General features: G+C 73.0%; 12 protein-coding genes and 1 pseudogene. 6 read left to right on the top strand and 7 right to left on the bottom strand.

Annotated elements, in window-relative coordinates:
- Positions 1-135: 135 nt before the first annotated feature.
- On the top strand, positions 136-300 hold the full coding sequence (locus ACN28A_RS19390) for a hypothetical protein (protein ID WP_421396933.1): 165 nt from the start codon (positions 136-138) through the stop codon (positions 298-300).
- 119 nt (positions 301-419) lie between these two features.
- Here ACN28A_RS19390 and dapE read toward each other — a convergent pair whose 3' ends face one another.
- Complete coding sequence (gene dapE, locus ACN28A_RS19385; protein ID WP_421396932.1) at positions 420-1493, bottom strand: succinyl-diaminopimelate desuccinylase; 1074 nt, start codon at positions 1491-1493, stop codon at positions 420-422.
- A 117-nt stretch (positions 1494-1610) separates the two neighbouring features.
- On the opposite strand from dapE, the gene dapD reads away from it, so the two are divergent.
- Together dapD and ACN28A_RS19375 are read left to right on the top strand one after the other, a co-directional pair.
- Complete coding sequence (gene dapD, locus ACN28A_RS19380; protein WP_421396931.1) at positions 1611-2564, top strand: 2,3,4,5-tetrahydropyridine-2,6-dicarboxylate N-succinyltransferase; 954 nt, start codon at positions 1611-1613, stop codon at positions 2562-2564.
- A 17-nt stretch (positions 2565-2581) separates the two neighbouring features.
- Complete coding sequence (locus ACN28A_RS19375; protein WP_421396930.1) at positions 2582-3169, top strand: sugar O-acetyltransferase; 588 nt, start codon at positions 2582-2584, stop codon at positions 3167-3169.
- 37 nt (positions 3170-3206) lie between these two features.
- On the opposite strand, the gene ACN28A_RS19370 is transcribed toward ACN28A_RS19375, so the two are convergent.
- The 3 genes from ACN28A_RS19370 to ACN28A_RS19360 all read right to left on the bottom strand — a co-directional run bounded on the left by ACN28A_RS19370 (position 3207) and on the right by ACN28A_RS19360 (position 7911).
- Positions 3207-6350: a putative bifunctional diguanylate cyclase/phosphodiesterase gene (locus ACN28A_RS19370; RefSeq protein ID WP_421396929.1), complete on the bottom strand. Its 3144-nt coding sequence runs from the start codon at positions 6348-6350 to the stop codon at positions 3207-3209.
- A 209-nt stretch (positions 6351-6559) separates the two neighbouring features.
- Positions 6560-7207 carry a nucleoside/nucleotide kinase family protein gene (locus ACN28A_RS19365; RefSeq protein ID WP_421396928.1) on the bottom strand — a complete coding sequence of 216 codons (648 nt, stop codon included), beginning with the start codon at positions 7205-7207 and terminating at the stop codon, positions 6560-6562.
- A gap of 8 nt (positions 7208-7215) precedes the next feature.
- Positions 7216-7911: an SIMPL domain-containing protein gene (locus tag ACN28A_RS19360; protein WP_421396927.1), complete on the bottom strand. Its 696-nt coding sequence runs from the start codon at positions 7909-7911 to the stop codon at positions 7216-7218.
- 249 nt (positions 7912-8160) lie between these two features.
- Here ACN28A_RS19360 and ACN28A_RS19355 point away from each other — a divergent pair, with 249 nt between their 5' ends.
- Both ACN28A_RS19355 and ACN28A_RS19350 read left to right on the top strand, forming a co-directional pair.
- Positions 8161-8592: a hypothetical protein gene (locus ACN28A_RS19355; RefSeq protein WP_421396926.1), complete on the top strand. Its 432-nt coding sequence runs from the start codon at positions 8161-8163 to the stop codon at positions 8590-8592.
- Positions 8589-9458 (top strand): tetratricopeptide repeat protein, encoded by an 870-nt coding sequence (locus ACN28A_RS19350; RefSeq protein ID WP_421396925.1) that lies wholly within the window; start codon positions 8589-8591, stop codon positions 9456-9458. The genes ACN28A_RS19355 and ACN28A_RS19350 overlap by 4 nt, the downstream gene beginning before the upstream one ends.
- A gap of 78 nt (positions 9459-9536) precedes the next feature.
- Here ACN28A_RS19350 and ACN28A_RS19345 read toward each other — a convergent pair whose 3' ends face one another.
- Together ACN28A_RS19345 and ACN28A_RS19340 are read right to left on the bottom strand one after the other, a co-directional pair.
- The gene (locus ACN28A_RS19345) at positions 9537-10778 is read right to left on the bottom strand and encodes an epoxide hydrolase family protein (protein ID WP_421396924.1); all 1242 of its coding nucleotides are present in this window, start codon (positions 10776-10778) and stop codon (positions 9537-9539) included.
- Between the two features lie 2 nt (positions 10779-10780).
- Positions 10781-11254, bottom strand: a complete 474-nt coding sequence (locus ACN28A_RS19340) for a MarR family winged helix-turn-helix transcriptional regulator (protein WP_421396923.1) — start codon at positions 11252-11254, stop codon at positions 10781-10783.
- Between the two features lie 150 nt (positions 11255-11404).
- Here ACN28A_RS19340 and ACN28A_RS19335 point away from each other — a divergent pair, with 150 nt between their 5' ends.
- A complete protein-coding gene (locus ACN28A_RS19335) occupies positions 11405-12247 on the top strand; it encodes a class I SAM-dependent methyltransferase (protein WP_421396922.1) in 843 nt (280 codons plus the stop codon).
- 130 nt (positions 12248-12377) lie between these two features.
- On the opposite strand, the pseudogene ACN28A_RS19330 reads toward ACN28A_RS19335, so the two are convergent.
- Positions 12378-16303, bottom strand: a pseudogene (locus ACN28A_RS19330) (ThuA domain-containing protein).
- Between the last annotated feature and the right edge of the window lie 189 nt (positions 16304-16492).

The following is a 16492-nucleotide window of genomic DNA, read 5'->3' as shown; positions in this document are numbered from 1 at the left end:
GCGTGATCGCGTACGTCACGGGACGAACATCGGCGCCGAGGCAACCAAACGGGGTTGACCGGCGTCTTACCAATCACACAAGGGGGAACGCGCGGCGCCCACGTCACGGCCGCGCACCTTCGGGGGGCAACGGTGATGACCAGCGGGGAGATCATCCGACTGCGACGACAGATGCAGCGCCGGATCCGGGCGGTGGTCGCGGAGCGCCGGATGGCACGCAACGCCGCACCGGCCGGCGCCATCGAGGAGGTCTCGGTGTCGGAGCAGGAATCGCGTACGCAGCAGCACGTCGACGGCTAGTCCGCCGACCTGACCCACGGGGAAACCGGCGCCGGTCGGCGGCAGAGGGGCCACCGCCGACCGGCGCCGGGCCGGGTCCCGACCCGGCGACAGCCCGGATACGTCCGGTACGGCTCGGCTCAGTGCGAGGCGAGCCAGCGGTGCAGGGTGGCGGCACCGTCCCGGATCTTGCCGATCTCGACGTGCTCGTCGGGAGCGTGTGCCACGTTCGGGTCGCCGGGCCCGAAGTTCAGCGCCGGGATGCCGAGGGCGGCGAACCGCGCCACGTCCGTCCAGCCGAGCTTGCCGATCGGATCCGCACCGACCGCCGCCAGGAACTCCCGGGCCGGCGCCTCGGTCAACCCGGGCAGCGCACCGGGCGCCGAGTCGGTCACCCGGACCTGGTACCCGTCGAAGACCTCGCGGAGGTGCGCCTCCGCCTGCTCCGCGGTCCGGTCCGGGGCGAACCGGTAGTTCACCTCCATCTCGCAGAGGTCGGGTACCACGTTGCCGGCCACCCCGCCGCCGATCCGGACCGCGTTCATCCCCTCGCGGTAGACGCAGCCGTCGATGGTGACCATCCGGGCCTGGTACGCCGCCAGCCGGTTGATCGCCTCGGCGATGCCGTGGATCGCGTTCACCCCGTTCCAGGAGCGGGCCGAGTGCGCCCGCCGGCCGGTGGCGCTGACCACCGCCCGCATGGTCCCCTGGCAGCCCGCCTCCACCACCCCGTGCGTCGGTTCCAGCAGCACCGCGAAGTCGGCGGTCAGCCACTCCGGATGCGCCTGCGCGACAAGGGTCAGCCCGTTGTAGCGGGACTCGATCTCCTCGGCCTCGTAGAAGAAGTACGTCACGTCGTAGCGGGGCTCGGGCACGCTCACCGCCAGGTGCAGCGCGTACGCCACCCCGGACTTCATGTCCGAGGTGCCGCAGCCGTAGATCAGGTCGCCCTGCACGCTGGACGGGAAGTTGTTGTTCAGCGGCACGGTGTCCAGGTGCCCGGCCAGCACCACCCGCTGGGCCCGGCCCAGGTCGGTACGCGCCATGATCGTGTTGTTGTGCCGCGCCACGGTCAGGTGCGGGACCTTCCTGAGCACCTCCTCGACGTGGTCCGCTATCTCCTTCTCGTTCCGCGAGACGGACTCGATGTCGACCAGGGCACGGGTCAACGCCACCGGATCGGCCAACACCTCGGGGGTGAGCGGGTTCTCCATGCTGGGAGACGGTACCGTCAAGGTCGTATCGGCGGGATGCGTCCAGGGCTCGCGAATGACGTTCCACACGCCCGGCCGAGCCGGTTCTGGCGGACGGATGACGAAGGGGTAGACCCGGTGACGACCACACAGCCCGCCTGGGGGATCGGGGTAGCCACGCTCGCCGGAGACCAGGTGCTCGACACGTGGTATCCGACCGGCAAGCTCGGTCTCGGCCCGTCGCCACTCGTCGCGGGCGACGACGGCGACGTGCTCGACCTGCCGCCGGGCGCGCTCGGCGACCGGGCGCTGCCGGGGCTGCGTACCGCCGTGGTGGTCACCGAGATCGGCTCGCTGGCCGACCCGATCAAGGACGCCGCCGACGCGTACCTCCGGCTGCACCTGCTCTCGCACCGCCTGGTCCGGCCCAACGAGCTGAACCTCGACGGCATCTTCGGGGTGCTGGCGAACGTCGCCTGGACCTCGGCCGGGCCGTGCCCGCCGGAGCGGGTCGACGAGCTGCGGGTCATCGAGCGGGGTGCCGGCCGGCACCTGGCCGTCTACGGCGTCGACAAGTTCCCCCGGATGACCGACTACGTCGTCCCGTCCGGCGTCCGGATCGCCGACGCCGACCGGGTACGCCTCGGCGCGCACCTGGCCAGCGGCACCACGGTCATGCACGAGGGCTTCTGCAACTTCAACGCCGGCACGCTCGGCGCCTCGATGGTGGAGGGCCGGATCGTCGCCGGGGTGGTGGTCGGGGACGGCTCCGACGTCGGTGCCGGCGCCTCGATCATGGGTACCCTCTCCGGCGGCGGCAAGGAGAAGGTCCGGATCGGCGAGCGGAGCCTGCTCGGCGCCAACGCCGGGATCGGGATCTCGCTCGGCGACGACTGCGTGGTCGAGGCCGGCTGCTACATCACCGCCGGTTCCAAGGTGACCCTGCCGGACGGCCGGGTGGTGAAGGCCCGCGAGCTGTCCGGGGTGAACGGGCTGCTCTTCTGGCGCAACTCGGTGACCGGCGCGCTGGAGGCGAAGCCGCGCACCGGCCGGGGCATCGAACTCAACGCGGCGTTGCACGCCAACGACTGAGCCGGCCGGGCGCGACGATGGAGACCGGCGCGGACCCGCGCTCCCAGCGGGAGCGGATGCTCGCCGGTGACCTCTACCGGGCCGACGACCCCGAGCTGGTCGCGCTGGCCGGCCGGGCCGCCGTGCTGACGCAGCGCTACAACTCGACGCCGGCCGACCAGCCGGAGCGGCACCGGGCGCTGCTGCGCGAGCTGCTCGGCGCTGTCGGCGAGCAGGTGGTGGTCAGGCCGCCGTTCCACTGCGACTACGGCGGCCAGATCCGGATCGGCGACCGCTCCTACCTGAACGTCAACGCCGTACTGCTCGACGTCGCCGCGATCGAGATCGGCGCCGACGTGCAGGTCGGGCCGAACGTGCAACTGCTGACCCCGCACCACCCGGTCGATCCGGAACAGCGCCGGGCCGGCTGGGAGGCGGCCCGGCCGATCACGATCGGCGACAACGTCTGGCTCGGCGGCGGGGTGATCGTGCTCGGCGGGGTCACCATCGGCCGGGACACCGTGGTCGGCGCCGGCAGCGTCGTCACCCGGGACCTGCCGGCCGGGGTACTCGCCGTCGGCAACCCGGCCCGGGTCCGCCGCCCGCTCACCCCGGCCGCCGGCTGAACCCACCCGCCCCGCCCGGAAAGCCGAGCGGACCGGCTCACTCGGCGGCCGGGCGGGGTTTGGGCAGTACGGCCGGTACCGTTCGCTCGTCGAGCCAGCGCAGCACGTCCCCGTCCTTGAGCGGGCGGGCGAAGAGGTAGCCCTGCCCGGACGCGCAGCCCATGTCCAGCAGGATGGTCCGGACCGCCTCCGTCTCCACCCCCTCGGCGATGACGTCCAGCCCGAGGGTGCCAGCGAGCCGGATGATCCCCTCCACCAGCAGCCGCTGCCGCCGCGACGACGCCACGGTCTCGGTGAACGACCGATCGATCTTGAGTACGTCGGCCGGCATCTGCTGGAGGTAGCTCAGCGACGAGAACCCGGTGCCGAAGTCGTCGATGGCGACCCGCAGCCCGAGGGCGCGCAGCTCCGCCAGCTCTGCCCAGACCGGCTCCTGGTCCCGCAGCAGCAGGCTCTCGGTGATCTCCAGCATCACCCGGTCCGGCGGTACGTCGGCGGCGGCCAGCGCCGCCCGCACCGACGCCACGAAGCAGGGTGTACGCAACTGCCGGGCCGAGACGTTGATGCTGACGTACGGCGCACCCGTAGCGCCCCGCTGCGCGCGCCACCCGGCGACCGCACCGGTCGCCTGGCGCAGCACGTAGTCACCGATCGGCTCGATCAGCCCGGTCTCCTCGGCCAGCCCGATGAACTGCTCCGGCGGCACCGGCCCGCGCGCCGGGTGGTGCCAGCGGGCCAGCGCCTCGAAGCCGACCGCCGCCCCGGTCCGCATGTCGACGATCGGCTGGTAGTCGACGGAGAAGCTGAGCGTCTTCGCCGCCTCGGTCAGCGCCGCCCGCAACTCCAGCCGCTCCACGATCGCGGTGTGCAGCTCGGACTGGTAGCGGCACCAGCGCCCCTTGCCGGCCCCCTTGGCGACATAGAGCGCCAGGTCGGCCCGTTGCAGCAGCTCACCGGCGTCGCTGGCGTCGTCGGTGGTGGCCACCCCGACGCTGACCGTCCCGCTGACCACGGTGTCGCCCACCGTCAGCGGCTCGGCCAGCGCCCGGACCAGGTGGTCGGCGACCGCCTCGACCTGCTCCGGGGACTCCGCCTGCGGCACGAGTACGGCGAACTCGTCGCCGCCGAGCCGCGCCACCAGGTCGTTCGGCCCGACACTCTCCCGCAGCCGGTGCCCGGCGGCGACCAGCAGCGCGTCCCCGATCGCGTGCCCATGCGTGTCGTTGACCGTGGTGAACTCGTCCAGGTCGATGGAGAGGGTGCCCACGGTTGCCGCACCGTCCCGGGCCTTCTCCACCGCCTCGTAGACCTGGTCCTGATAGGACGCCCGGTTGGCCAGCCCGGTCAGCGCGTCGTGCACCGCCCGGTGGGTCAGCTCCTGCTCCAGGCGCACCCGTTCGGTGATGTCCCGCAGGGTCAGCACGAAGCCGCGTACCGCCCGGTCCCGGCGCAGGTCCCGGCAGGTCACCTCCAACTGCACCCGCTGCCCGTCGGGGCGGCGCACGCTCCAGTCGACCCCGCGACGGTCGGCTTCGGCGAGCGCCGAGTCGAGCAGGGCGGCGACCGAGCGCTGGTCCTCCGGCGAGAGCACCGTCCCCAGGTCGGTGCAGTCGGCCGGCTCGATGCCGAGGACGCCCCGGACCGACGGGCTGGCGTACCGGACCCGGTGGTCGGCGTCGACGATCAGGATCACGTCCGCCGCGTGCTGCACCAGGCTGCGGAAGTACGCCTCGCTGTCCCGGCGGTTGATCTCCTGGGCCAGGCTGATCCGTTCCAGCGCCATCGCCGCCTGCGCGGCCAGCACCTCCAGCGAGTCCCGCAGCGTCGGCAGCAGCCGGCTGTCGGTGGCCACCAGCAGCGCGCCGACCCGGGGGGCGCCGCTGGCCCCGCCGTCGACCCGGCCGTCGCCGATCAGCGGGCAGACCGCCACGGTCTCGAAGCCGCCCAACTGCTCGGCCAGCGCCGGTTGCAGGGTCCGGACCCGGAGCAGCCGGCTGCGCCGGGCGGCGGCGGTGGGCGGGGCGGGATAGAACGGCGACGGCGCGGCCATCCCCGGGCCCCAGATGCTGACGGTGGCCGCCGGCACCCCGTCGCTGTGGTTGATGGTGAAGACCATCCGGTGCGCGGACTGCCGGGGCACCAGCCGGGCCACGGCGGTACGCACCGCCCGGCGTACCTCGGCGGTGTCGGTCGCGGCCACCAGCTCGGCACCGGACTGCCGCAGGCTCCGCTCCCTGGTAACCGCCTGCCGGTGCCCGTCCACCGCGTCCGCGAGCCGGCTCAGCACCAGGGCGAAGACCACCCCGCCGACCACGGCGATCACCGCGCCGTCCCGGACGTCCCCGTTCACCACCTCGTAGAGCAGCACCGCCGGGGCGAGCGTGGCGGCGATGCCGAGCAGTACCAGCCGGGTCTTGTCGATCTCGCTGTCCGGCGGCGCGGCCGGCTCGGTGAGCGTTCCCATCGACGGGTGCAGCGCGGCGGCACCCCAGCCGATGTAGAAGGCGAACCAGCCCAGCTCGGTCGGGCCGCCCGGCTGCCAGTCGCCGCGCAGCAGCGCGGCACCGTAGACGACGTCGGCGACGAGCATCCCGGCCGCGCCGGTGGCCAGCAGCAGCCCGGCGACGCTGCCCCGCGAGGTGACCGCCACCCGTACGGCGGTGGCCAGCAACAGCACGTCCAGCAGCGCGTACGCGGCCAACACCGAGTGCTCGAACGTGTCCGGCCCCGGGTCGACCAGGTACGGCCGGATCACCAGCACCCAGAGCAGGAAGGCGGCGGCGGTGGTGAAGATGAGGAAGTCGAGCAGCCCGGACCGGTCCCGGGCGCCGGCGGAGGAACGGGTCAGCCCGAGCAGGCCGGCGCCGATCAGCGGCACCATCGCCAGATAGCAGAGGTCGGAGACGAGCCCGGAGTTGGCCGCGGAGTCGCCGAGCGGCAGGTTCGCGGCGAGCAGGTAGACGGTGTCGCCGGCCGCGAAGACCCCGAGCGCGGCGGCGAGGAGCCACCAGGCGTACGCCCGCTCCGGCCGGTGCCGGCGGACCCCGACCGCGACGGCCGCCATACTGGTCAACCCGAACGCGACGGTCACCGCCGGCCGCGGCAGCGGAAGCACGAAGAAGCCGACCAGCAGCACGGCGTTCACCCCGGCGTACCCGGCCAACAGTCTCCGAACTGACACGGCTCTCCTGCCGATAGTCGCGCTCCTGCCGATCGTCGCCGACGCCGACCAACGGTCCAAACAGCTTCGCCGATCGGTCTACCAGTCCTCGATGCGCTTCGCCATCACCCCGCCGGGTACTGGTACCAACCGTTGGGCAGTGAGCAATCCGGAACCTATGGCCCCAACTCGGAACGGAGCCGACGCCACACGGGAATCCAGCTGCGGAATCAGGCCGGAGTGGACGGTGCCATCCGGACGACGAGGTCGGCCCGGTCGGCCGTGCCGGCGATCAGTTCGGCGTTGCGCTGGTCGGTGCCCCGGGCCCGGGCCGCCGCCTCCGCCGGGGCGCGACCGAAGGCGATGTGCCGCTCGGTGAGCCGGTGCAGCCGCTCGGCCTCGTCGAGGTCGAGATACCACACCTCGTCGAGAAGTCCGCGCACCTGTGCCCAGGGCTGGTCGGGCAGCAGCAGGTAGTTCCCCTCGACCACCACCAGCGGCACCGACGGGGGGACCGGGATCGCCCCGGCGACCGGCTCCTCCAGCTCCCGTCGGAACTCTGGCGCGTACACCGTCTCTTCGCCGGCCCGCAGCCGGCGCAGCAGCGCGACGAAACCGGCCGCGTCGAAGGTGTCCGGGGCACCCTTGCGGGCGTGCCGGCCGAGCCGGTGCAGCTCGACCCCGGCCAGGTGGAAGCCGTCCATCGGCACCAGTTCGGCGACCCCGGGCAGGGCCGTCACCAGCAGCCCGGCCAGGGTCGACTTGCCGGCCGCCGGGGCGCCGGTGACGCCGAGCAACCGGCGCCGGCCGGTCGACGCCAGCCCCCGGGCCCGGTCGACCAGCTGGCCGAGCGTCTGCGGTGACGGTCTGCTGGGCACCGGCGGAGCTATCCCGCCGCCGCCCGGTGGCCGCCGCCCGCCGACGGGCCGTCCGCGAGCGGCGGCGGGGTGATCGCGAACCGGGCCTCGACGGCGGCCTGCACGCTCTGCACCTGCGGGTCGAGTTCGAGTTCCGGCGGCGCTCCCCCGGCCGCCGCGAAACTCATCGTGTGTGCGGCCCGGGTCATCATCAACGGCTGCGCGGTCGGGCCCGCGTCGGAGAGCTGGAGCAGGGCGGTCACCTCGGCGCCGAGCGCGTCGGCGTACTCCCGGGCCCGGGCGATCGCCTCGGCGACCGCGGCCCGCCGGGCTGCCCGGTGCACCGGGCTGCCCGGCCGCAGTTCCCACCACGGTCCGGCCACGGTGCTCTGGTCCTGGTCGGCGAGCCGGAGCATCAGCTCGCCGAGCACCCCGAAGTCGGTCACCGTGACGGTGGTGGTGGCACTGCCGGCGTACCCGGTGACCTTTTCGCCGGAGCGTTTCAGCTCGGGGCGTACCCACAGGTTGCCGGTCTCCCGGCGCTCGATCGCGTCGCCGTACCCGTCGACGAGCGTGCGGACCGCCTCGGAGCGCTCGGCGAGCCGGGCCAGTGCGGCGGGGCGGTTCCGGTCCCGGGCGGCGACCGTCACCGAGAAGCGGGCGATCTCCGGGGGTACCTCCCGGACCACCTCGCCGCGGACCAGCACGAAGGGTTGCTCCGTCATCCGCCCACCCTAGCCTTCGGACGGCGCGTCGGCAGTTCTTCAGCTCCCGGCCCGGCGCCGCCGCCCTGGCCCTGGTCGGCCGCCCTGGCCCTGGTCGACCGCCCTGGCCCTGGTCGACCACGCTGGCCCTGGTCGGCCGCCGGGGTCATCGGTCGACCGGTTGCTCCGGTCCGGCCGTTATCCTGTCGGGTCGTTCCTGGACGGTCACTATGCTGTGCCGGCGCCCTCGACCGCGGAGATGGGAACCTGATGCAGGACGAGCTGTTCAGCCCGACGATCCAGGAGCGGCCGGCGGCCGGCAAGCCGCCCTGGCGCCCTGAGTCGATCCTGGTTCCCGCCGTCTTCGGCGGCCCGCTGGCCGCCGCCGCGCTGGGGGTGCTCAACGGCGGGCGGCTGGGGCTGCCCGGCCGCCGCCTGGCCGCGATCGGCGCGGCCGGGCTGGTGGGTTTCGGCGCCCGGCTCGCGGTCAGCGCGGCCGTCGACGGCAACTCGGCGGTACGGCTGGCCGGCATGGTCACCGGTGTGCTCGTCTGGCTGGCGGCGCTGTCCTTCCAGCGGGCGCCGTTCCGGGCCTACACCTACGGCGGTGGGGAACCCGCCAGCCTGATCGGCCCCGGGTTCGCCGCGGCGATCGGCTTCGGCGTGCTGGAGGGTATTCTCATCCTGGTGCTGGTCCGTTGACCACCCGCTCACCGGTGCTGGCCCGCGCCGAGGCCCTGTTGCTGGCGGACCGGCCGCAGCAGGCCCTGGCGGAGCTGGCCAGGCTACCGGCCGCCGACGCGGTCGACCTGCCCGCGACCCTGCTGCGCTGCTCCGCGCTGGGCCAGCTGGACCGCTGGTCCGAGGTGGTCGAGGCGGCCGGCGCCGGGTTGGCCGCCGTCGGGCCGAATCCCGACCTGCTATGGCACCTCGGCCGGGCCGAGCACCGGCTCGGCCGTCCGCAGGTCGCCGAGCGGGCCCTGCTCGACGGGCTGGCCCAGGCACCGCACGACGTCGACCTGCTCTGCACCTACGCCGACGTCTGCGCGGCGAACGGCCAGCCGGAGAAGGCGGCGAAGCTCGTCGAGCGGGCCATGGCCCTGGAGCCGGACGCGCCGATCGTCTACGCCACCCGTATCCAGGTGGCCTTCGCCGGCGGCGACGACCGCACCGCCGAGCGGATCAGCCGCGAGTTCGTCGCCGCCCATCCGGAGCACCCGGGCGCGCACGCCCTGCTCGGCGGCACCAGCGCGGCCCGTGGCCGGATCGACACGGCGTACGAGGGCTACCGGCAGGCCGCCGCCGCGATGCCCAGCGAGCAGTCGCTCGCCGAGTCCGCGCTGGAGCTGAAGATCGCCCGGCATCCCCTGATGCTGCCGATACGCCCGGTGCTGCGCTTCGGTCCGCTGAAGGTCTGGCTCGGCGCGCTCGTCCTGATCTTCGGGCTGCGCGCGGCCGGGCTGCCCATGGTGGCGGGGGTGGCCGGGCTGCTCTGGCTGCTGTTCTGCGTCTACTCCTGGGTCGTGCCGCCGCTGGTGCGGCGCTGGTTCCGCCGCAACTGGAGCTGAGGCCCCGCTCGTCCGGGCGAGAGTCCCGCTCGTCGGCGGGCGAATGCCCGCTCTCGTCGGCGGGCGAGCCGGGTCGCCTCAGCGGCTGCCGTCCACCGCACGCATCCGGCGCGCTGTCGCGAAGGTGCGGCGCAGGTCGGCCACCCACGCGTCGGGGATCTCCCACGGGATGAAGTGCCCGCCGCGCTCGTGCACGGTCAGGTTGACGTGGTTGTACCAGCCGGCGCGGTCGCTGCCGAGGAAGTGCTCGACCCGCCGCTCGGTGGTCACGCCGGGCGGGTTCTCGTAGCCGACGAAGGTGATCCCGGTGGGTGCCTCGACCACCGGCCAGCGGTCGTGGGACGGCGTCCAGGGGTAGCGGTTGTTGTTGGCGTAGGTGCGGATCGAGGTGGAGATCGTGCCGGTCACCCAGTAGATCATGGCGTGGGTGAGCAGGTCGTCCTTGCTGAAGACCGACTCGATGTCACCGCCGTTGTCGCTCCACTTCACCCAGCGTTCCAGGATCCAGCCGAGCATCCCGACCGGTGAGTCGGTCAGCCCGTAGCCGAGCGTGCTGGGGCCGAGCACATGGGCGGCCAGGTGCACGGCGAAACGCCTGTCCAGCGCGACGATCCGGGCGTGCGCCTCGGCCGGCAGCCCGGCCGGGATCGGCTGCCCGCCGCTGAGGTCCCAGGCCCGGTCGCCGTTGAACATCGTGAGTTTCTGGCCCGACCCGATGTGCATGCCGTACAGCTCGGCCGGGTATCTGTGCCCGAGCTGGCCGGTGACCAGGGCTCCGACGTCGCACCCGGCCGCCGCGTAGCGCCGGTGGCCGAGCGTGGAGGTCATCAGGATGTGCCAGAGGTCGGCGATCTTCCAGAAGTTCATGTCCGGCCGGGTGCCGGAGAATCCGAATCCGGGCAGCGACGGGACGATCACGTCGAACGCCTCGGCCGGGTCTCCGCCGTAGGCCCCGGGGTCGGCCAGCGGGTCGACCACCTTCGACCAGTGCCAGAACGTCCACGGCCAGCCGTGCGAGAGGATCAACGGGGTCGGGTTCGGGCCGACGCCGGGCCGGCGCATGAAGTGCACGGGGACACCGTCGACCTCGACCCGGTAGTGCTGGTACGCGTTGATCGCGGCCTCGGCCGTGCGCCAGTCGTACCCGTCCCGCCAGTAGTCGACGAGTTCCCGCAGGTAGTCAGCGTTGACGCCGTAGTGCCAGTCCTCGTTTCCGGTGTCGTCCGGCCACCGGGTCAGGTCGAGCCGGCGCCGCAGGTCGGCGAGCACCTCGTCGGGCACGTGGATCGGCTCGGGTCGTAGTGGGAAGGGGTCGTTCACTGTCACCTCCGGGTGCTGCTGTCGCGCTGTGGGGCCGCGCCCCCGCCGTCGCGCTGCCGGTCGAGTTCACGCAGTCGGGCCAGGGCCGGCAGGGCGGCCGCGATCGCCGCACGCTCCTCCGCCGTGAGTCGGCCGGCCAGTTCGGTCAGGTGCGCCACCCGGCTGGCCCGCCTGCTGTCCACGATCGCGGCCCCGTCGTCGGTGATGTGCACCAGCACCGCCCGGCCGTCCGTGGGGTCGGGTTCGCGCCGCACCAGGCCGTCGTTCTCCAGCTTCGTCACGGTCTGGGTGATCGCCGGTTGGCTGACCTGTTCGCTCGCGGTCAGCTCGGTGAGCCGCTTCGGCCCGCCGTACCGCAGGGTGTGCAGCACGGAGAGGGTGGTGAAGTTCAGCCGGTGCACGGTCGGCAGCCGGATGAAGATCCGGTTGAAGTCCTCCAGCGTGGAGGCCAGCTCGGTGACGCTCAGCTCGGACACGGCGTGAGTGTATCACAAACTTATTTAAGTTATTGATATGAATCGCCCGGCCCGGCGACGCCGGCTCCCTACACCGCCGCCCCGCTGCACCGCCGCCCCGCTACACCGCCGGTCTTTACACGGCCCGGCCGGTCGTGGCTGGATGGACGGGTGACCTTCGACGAAGCCGTCAGCGGCATGATGCGCGAGATCGAGGCCAACTGGGACGCCCGGACACCGGTCCACCTGGCCAGCGAGTTCTACGGCGTCGGCAGCCGGGATGCCGAGTTCTGGTTCGCCGAGTTCGAGTGGGCCGACCTGGGCGACCTGTCCGGCCGCGACGTGCTGCACCTACAGTGCCATCTCGGCACCGAGACGGCGGCGTTCGCCCGACGCGGCGCCCGGACGGTCGGCCTCGACATCTCCGGCGCGGCCGTCACGGCGGCCCGGCGGATCGCCGCCGAGGCCGGGCTCGACATCGAGTACGTGCGGGCGAACGTCTTCGACGCCGCGCAGGCCCTCTCCGGTCGCCGGTTCGACGTCGTCTACACCGGCAAGGGCGCGTTGGTCTACCTGCCCGACCTGGACCGCTGGGCCGGTGTGGTCGCCGACCTGCTCAGGCCCGGCGGAAGCGTGTACGTGGTGGAGTTCCACCCGTTGCTGGCCGCGCTCGGCCTCGTTCCGGCCCCGGACGAGGGCACCGACCTGGTGCTCCGGCACGACTACCTGGCCGGCGACGGTCCCCGCCGGCTCGACTCCGCGCACAGCTACACCGACGGGCCGCCGCTGGACGGGCCGACGGTGAGCTACGAGTGGTCGCACGGCCTCGGTGAACTGGTCACCGCACTTGTCGGTGCCGGCCTGCGGGTGACCGCGCTGCGGGAGACCGACGAGGTGCCCTGGCCGCGCTGGCCCCGGATGACCAGGACGGCACGCGGCTGGTGGCGGCTGCCGTCCGACGAGCCACGGATCCCGCTGCTCTACGGCCTCCGGGCCACCGCGCCCACCGACTGACCGGCGAGGCTCATCCCCGACGACACCGACATCGATCGGCGAGGCTCGCCCGACGACACCGACGCCGGCCGAGGCCCGCCGAGAGGGTCGGCCGACCCGTGCGAGCGTCGGCCGACCCCGGTGCCGGGCGTCAGCCCGGGTACGCCTCCAGTTCCCAGAGCGAGTAGCCGTAGCCGGTGCCCCGGGCGGTGCCGTTGATCCGCAGGTAGCGGCCGGTGGCGCCGAGATCGGTGTGCTCGTCGGTGCCGCCGTCGCCGCCGGTCACCGACCGCACGGTGGTCCAGGTGGTGCCGTCGGCCGAGGTCTGGATCTGGTACCCGCTGCCGTACGCCGCCTCCCAGACCAGCTTGACCCGGCCGATCGGCTGCGCCGAGCCGAGGTCGACCCGGATCCACTGTGCGTCGGTGAACAGCGAGGACCAGCGGGTCGCCGGGTTGCCGTCCACCGCCGCGGAGGCGGGCACGTCGGCACCCTCCACACTGGACGCCGTCGCCGGCTTGTCCAGCAGCAGGTTTCCCCCGCCACTCGGTCCGGACGGGGTCCCGTAGACCTCGAACTCCCAGAGCGAGTAGCCGAAGCCGGTGCCCCGGGCGGTGCCGTTGATCCGGACGTACCGGCCGGTGCCGGTCAGCCCGGGATGGTCGTCGACGCCGCCGTCCGCCCCGGTCACCGCCTTCACCGTGGTCCATGTGTTGCCGTCGGCCGAGGTCTGGATCTGGTACGCGCTGCCGTACGCCGCCTCCCAGTTCAGGCGTACCCGGCTGACCTGGTACGACGCTCCGAGGTCGACGGTTATCCACTGTGGGTCGGCGAACGTCGACGACCAGCGGGTCGCCGGGTTGCCGTCCACCGCCGCCGAGGCGGGCACGTCGGCAGCCTGCACGCTGGACGCGGTCGCCGGCCGGTTGCGCGCCAGGTTGCCGGTCGGCTCGGGGCCCGGCCCGCCGCCGGAACCGAGCAGGGTGAACTCGTCGATGTCGTAGAGCCCGCCGCCGGTGCCCCGGAACACCAGGTACAGCTCGTGGCTGCCGGCCGGTGCGGTGATGCCGCCGGTCACCTCCCGGAACTCGCCGTAGCCGCCGGTCGCCGGCACCGTCGCCGAGCCGACCAACTGCCCGGTCGGCGAGCCGATCCGGAACTCCAGGGTGTGCCCGCCGACGTTCGCGCCGACCCGGGCCGAGAAGGACCGTACCCCGGTCAGGTCGTACGGCGTGAACGCGATCCAGTCCCCGTTGTCGATGTATCCGACCGCCCGGCCGCCGTGCGCCTGCCCCGGCGCGCTGGTCTGCACCCCGCTGCTCGACGAGTAGTGCTCGGCCTGGCGTACCCGGGGTTGCAGGATGCTCTGCGCGTGCGTGGTCAGCGGCGCCTGCCCGCCCCCGCCGTTGTCGGTGTACTCCGCGTCGAAGACGCCGAAGATGTTGGCCGAGACGTCGTGCTCGCCGTCGGCCAGGGTGCGCAGCGTGCCGGTGCAGCCCTGCGCGCTGGCCAGCTGGTGCGCGTGCGAGTCGTGCCCGAGCAGGTAGTTGACCCTGACCCGGGAGCAGTCGATCGTGCCGTCCTGCGGGTCGGTGACCACCACCCGGAACGGCACCGTGTCCCCGAAACCGAAGGTCTGGCCGTTGGCCGGCAACTCCAGCCGGACCGTCGGTGCGGTGTTGCCGACGGTGATCACCACGCTGCCGGTGGCGCTCTTGCCGGTCGAGTCCCGCACGGTGAGCGTCGCGCTCCGGGTGCCGTTGCCGGTGTAGGTGAAGGTCGGGTTCGGTGCGGTGGAGTCGGTGCTGCCGTTGCCGTCGAAGTCCCAGGCGTAGCTGATCGGGTCGCCGTCCGGGTCGAGGGTGCCGGCCGAGGAGAAGCTGACGGTCAGCGGCGCCACTCCGGAGGTCGGGCTCGCCGCGACCACCGGCTTCGGGGCCCGGCCGGCGCGGGCGTACTCGATCCGGTAGACCGCCGAGTTCTCTCGTCGCCGTTGAAGAAGCCGGTGCCGTAGTCGAGCACGTAGAGCGCGCCGTCCGGGCCGAACTCCAGGTCCATCACCTGGGTACCGGACCAGGGGAACGGATTGATCTTGAACGGCTTTCCCGCCTCGTCCAGCACGATGTTCCGGATCCAGCGCCGGCCGAACTCACCGGCGAAGAACGTCCCGTCGTAGTACTCCGGGAAGGCCGCCTCGGAGGTCGAGTTCGGGTCGTACCGGTAGACCGGGCCGGCCATCGGGGAGAGCCCGCCGCCGGGGAACTCCGGCGGCTGCGACCCGGTGTACGGCAGCCAGGCCGGCACCGCCGGCGGCAGGTTGCGGATACCGGTGTTGTTCGGCGAGTCGTTGACCGGCCCGCCCGCGCAGTTGTACTTCGGCCCGGACGGCCCGCTCGGGAAGGTGAACTCGTTGTAGGCGTCGTTGTTGCCGGTGCAGTACGGCCAGCCGTAGAACCCGGGCGCGGTGATCCGGGCGAACTCCACCTGCCCGGCCGGTCCCCGGTTCGGGTCGGCGGTGCCGGCGTCCGGCCCGTAGTCGCCGAGGTAGACCACGCCGGTGGCCCGGTCCACGCTCATCCGGAACGGGTTGCGGAAGCCCATCGCGTAGATCTCCGGCCGGGTGTTCGGGGTGCCCGGCGCGAACATGTTGCCGGCCGGCACGGTGTAGCCGCCGCCCGCGCCCGGCCTGATCCGCAGCACCTTGCCGCGCAGGTCGTTGCTGTTCGCCGAGGTCCGCTGGGCGTCGAACGCCGGGGTCCGGCCGGACCGCTCGTCGATCGGGCTGAACCCGGCCGAGTCGAACGGGTTGGTGTCGTCGCCGGTGGAGAGATAGAGGTTGCCGGCGGCGTCGAAGTCGATGTCCCCGCCGACGTGGCAGCACATGCCCCGGCTGGTCGGCACGTCCAGCACCAGCGTCTCGCTGGCCAGGTCCAGGGTGTTGTCGGCCCGGACGGTGAACCGGGAGAGCCGGTTGACCCCGTTCCACGGGGCGAAGTCGGCCGGCGTACCGGTGGCCGGGGCGCCGCCGCCGGGTGTGTTCAGCGGTGGCGCGTAGAAGACGTACACCCAGCGGTTGGTGCGGAAGTTCGGGTCGGCCTTGATGCCCTGCAACCCCTCCTCGTCGGAGGTGTAGACGGCGAGCCGGCCGGCGACCTTTGTGTTGCCGGCGGCGTCGGTGTGCCGGATCGTGCCGTCCCGGGCGGTGTGCAGTACGCCCCGGTCGGGCAGCACCGTCAGGCTCATCGGCTCGCCGACCTCGGCCACCCCCCTGGCCAGGGTCACCTGCTGGAAGCTGCTGTCGACCGTGCCGCCGCAGACCCCCGGTTCCACCCCGGCCGCACTGCGCAGGCCGCCGAGCAGGTGCGCCCGGAACAGCGGCTCGGCGAACGACTCGTCGGTGTGCCCGCCGCCGGTGTACCAGGAGCGCCCGCCGTCGTAGTTGTGGCACCAGGCGATCGGGTGGTCGTGCCCGTTGCCCCCGCCGGTGTACGTCGTCTCGTCGAGGGTGGCCAGCACGTGCACCCTGCCGCGCGGGTTGGTCCGGAAGTTGTACCACTCGTCGGTGCGGGTCCAGCGCAGCGGCAGCGCCTCGGTGGACGGGTGCACCCGGTCGGCGACCTTGACGGTGGCCGGCTGCGGCGCCGGGTGCGAGGCGAAGTACGCCCCGACCAGCCCTCCGTACCACGGCCAGTCGTACTCGGTGTCCGAGGCGGCGTGCACCCCGACGTACCCCCCGCCGGCCTGGATGTAGCGCTGGAAAGCGTTCTGCTGCGCGGTGTCGAGTACGTCCCCGGTGGTGGAGAGCCAGACCACCGCGTCGAACCGGGCCAGGTTGGCGTCGGTGAACGCCCCGGCGTCCTCGGTCGCCTCGACGGTGAAGTTGTTGGCGGCGCCGAGCTGCTGGATCGCGGCGACGCCGGGGCCGATCGAGCCGTGCCGGAAGCCGGCGGTCTTGGAGAAGACCAGCACGCCGAAGGCGGGTGCGGCGGCGGCGGCCGGTGGCGGCACTGCCACCGGGACGAGTGTCAGGAGGAGGCTCAGCGCAGCGCCGAGCCAGGATCGCGTTGTCCCACGCACGGACCGGTCCCTTCGTCGACCGGGCGGTCCGCCGTGTCACGCCCTGCGGCTCGCGTCGTCGGGCAACCGCCGAACGCGAGAAATGTACATACATCGTTGCCAGCGTGTTGCCGTGGCGTCAAGCCCGAACGGCAAAGTTCCGAGAGCGCTCTCCGGCGCCGCGCGCCGCGAAGATCCGCCGCAGCGGAG

Source organism: Plantactinospora sp. WMMB782 (assembly GCF_049179135.1).
Lineage (GTDB): Bacteria > Actinomycetota > Actinomycetes > Mycobacteriales > Micromonosporaceae > Plantactinospora.
The sequence above is the reverse complement of the archived record's forward strand: the minus strand, read 5'-3'. Positions and strand labels throughout refer to the sequence as shown.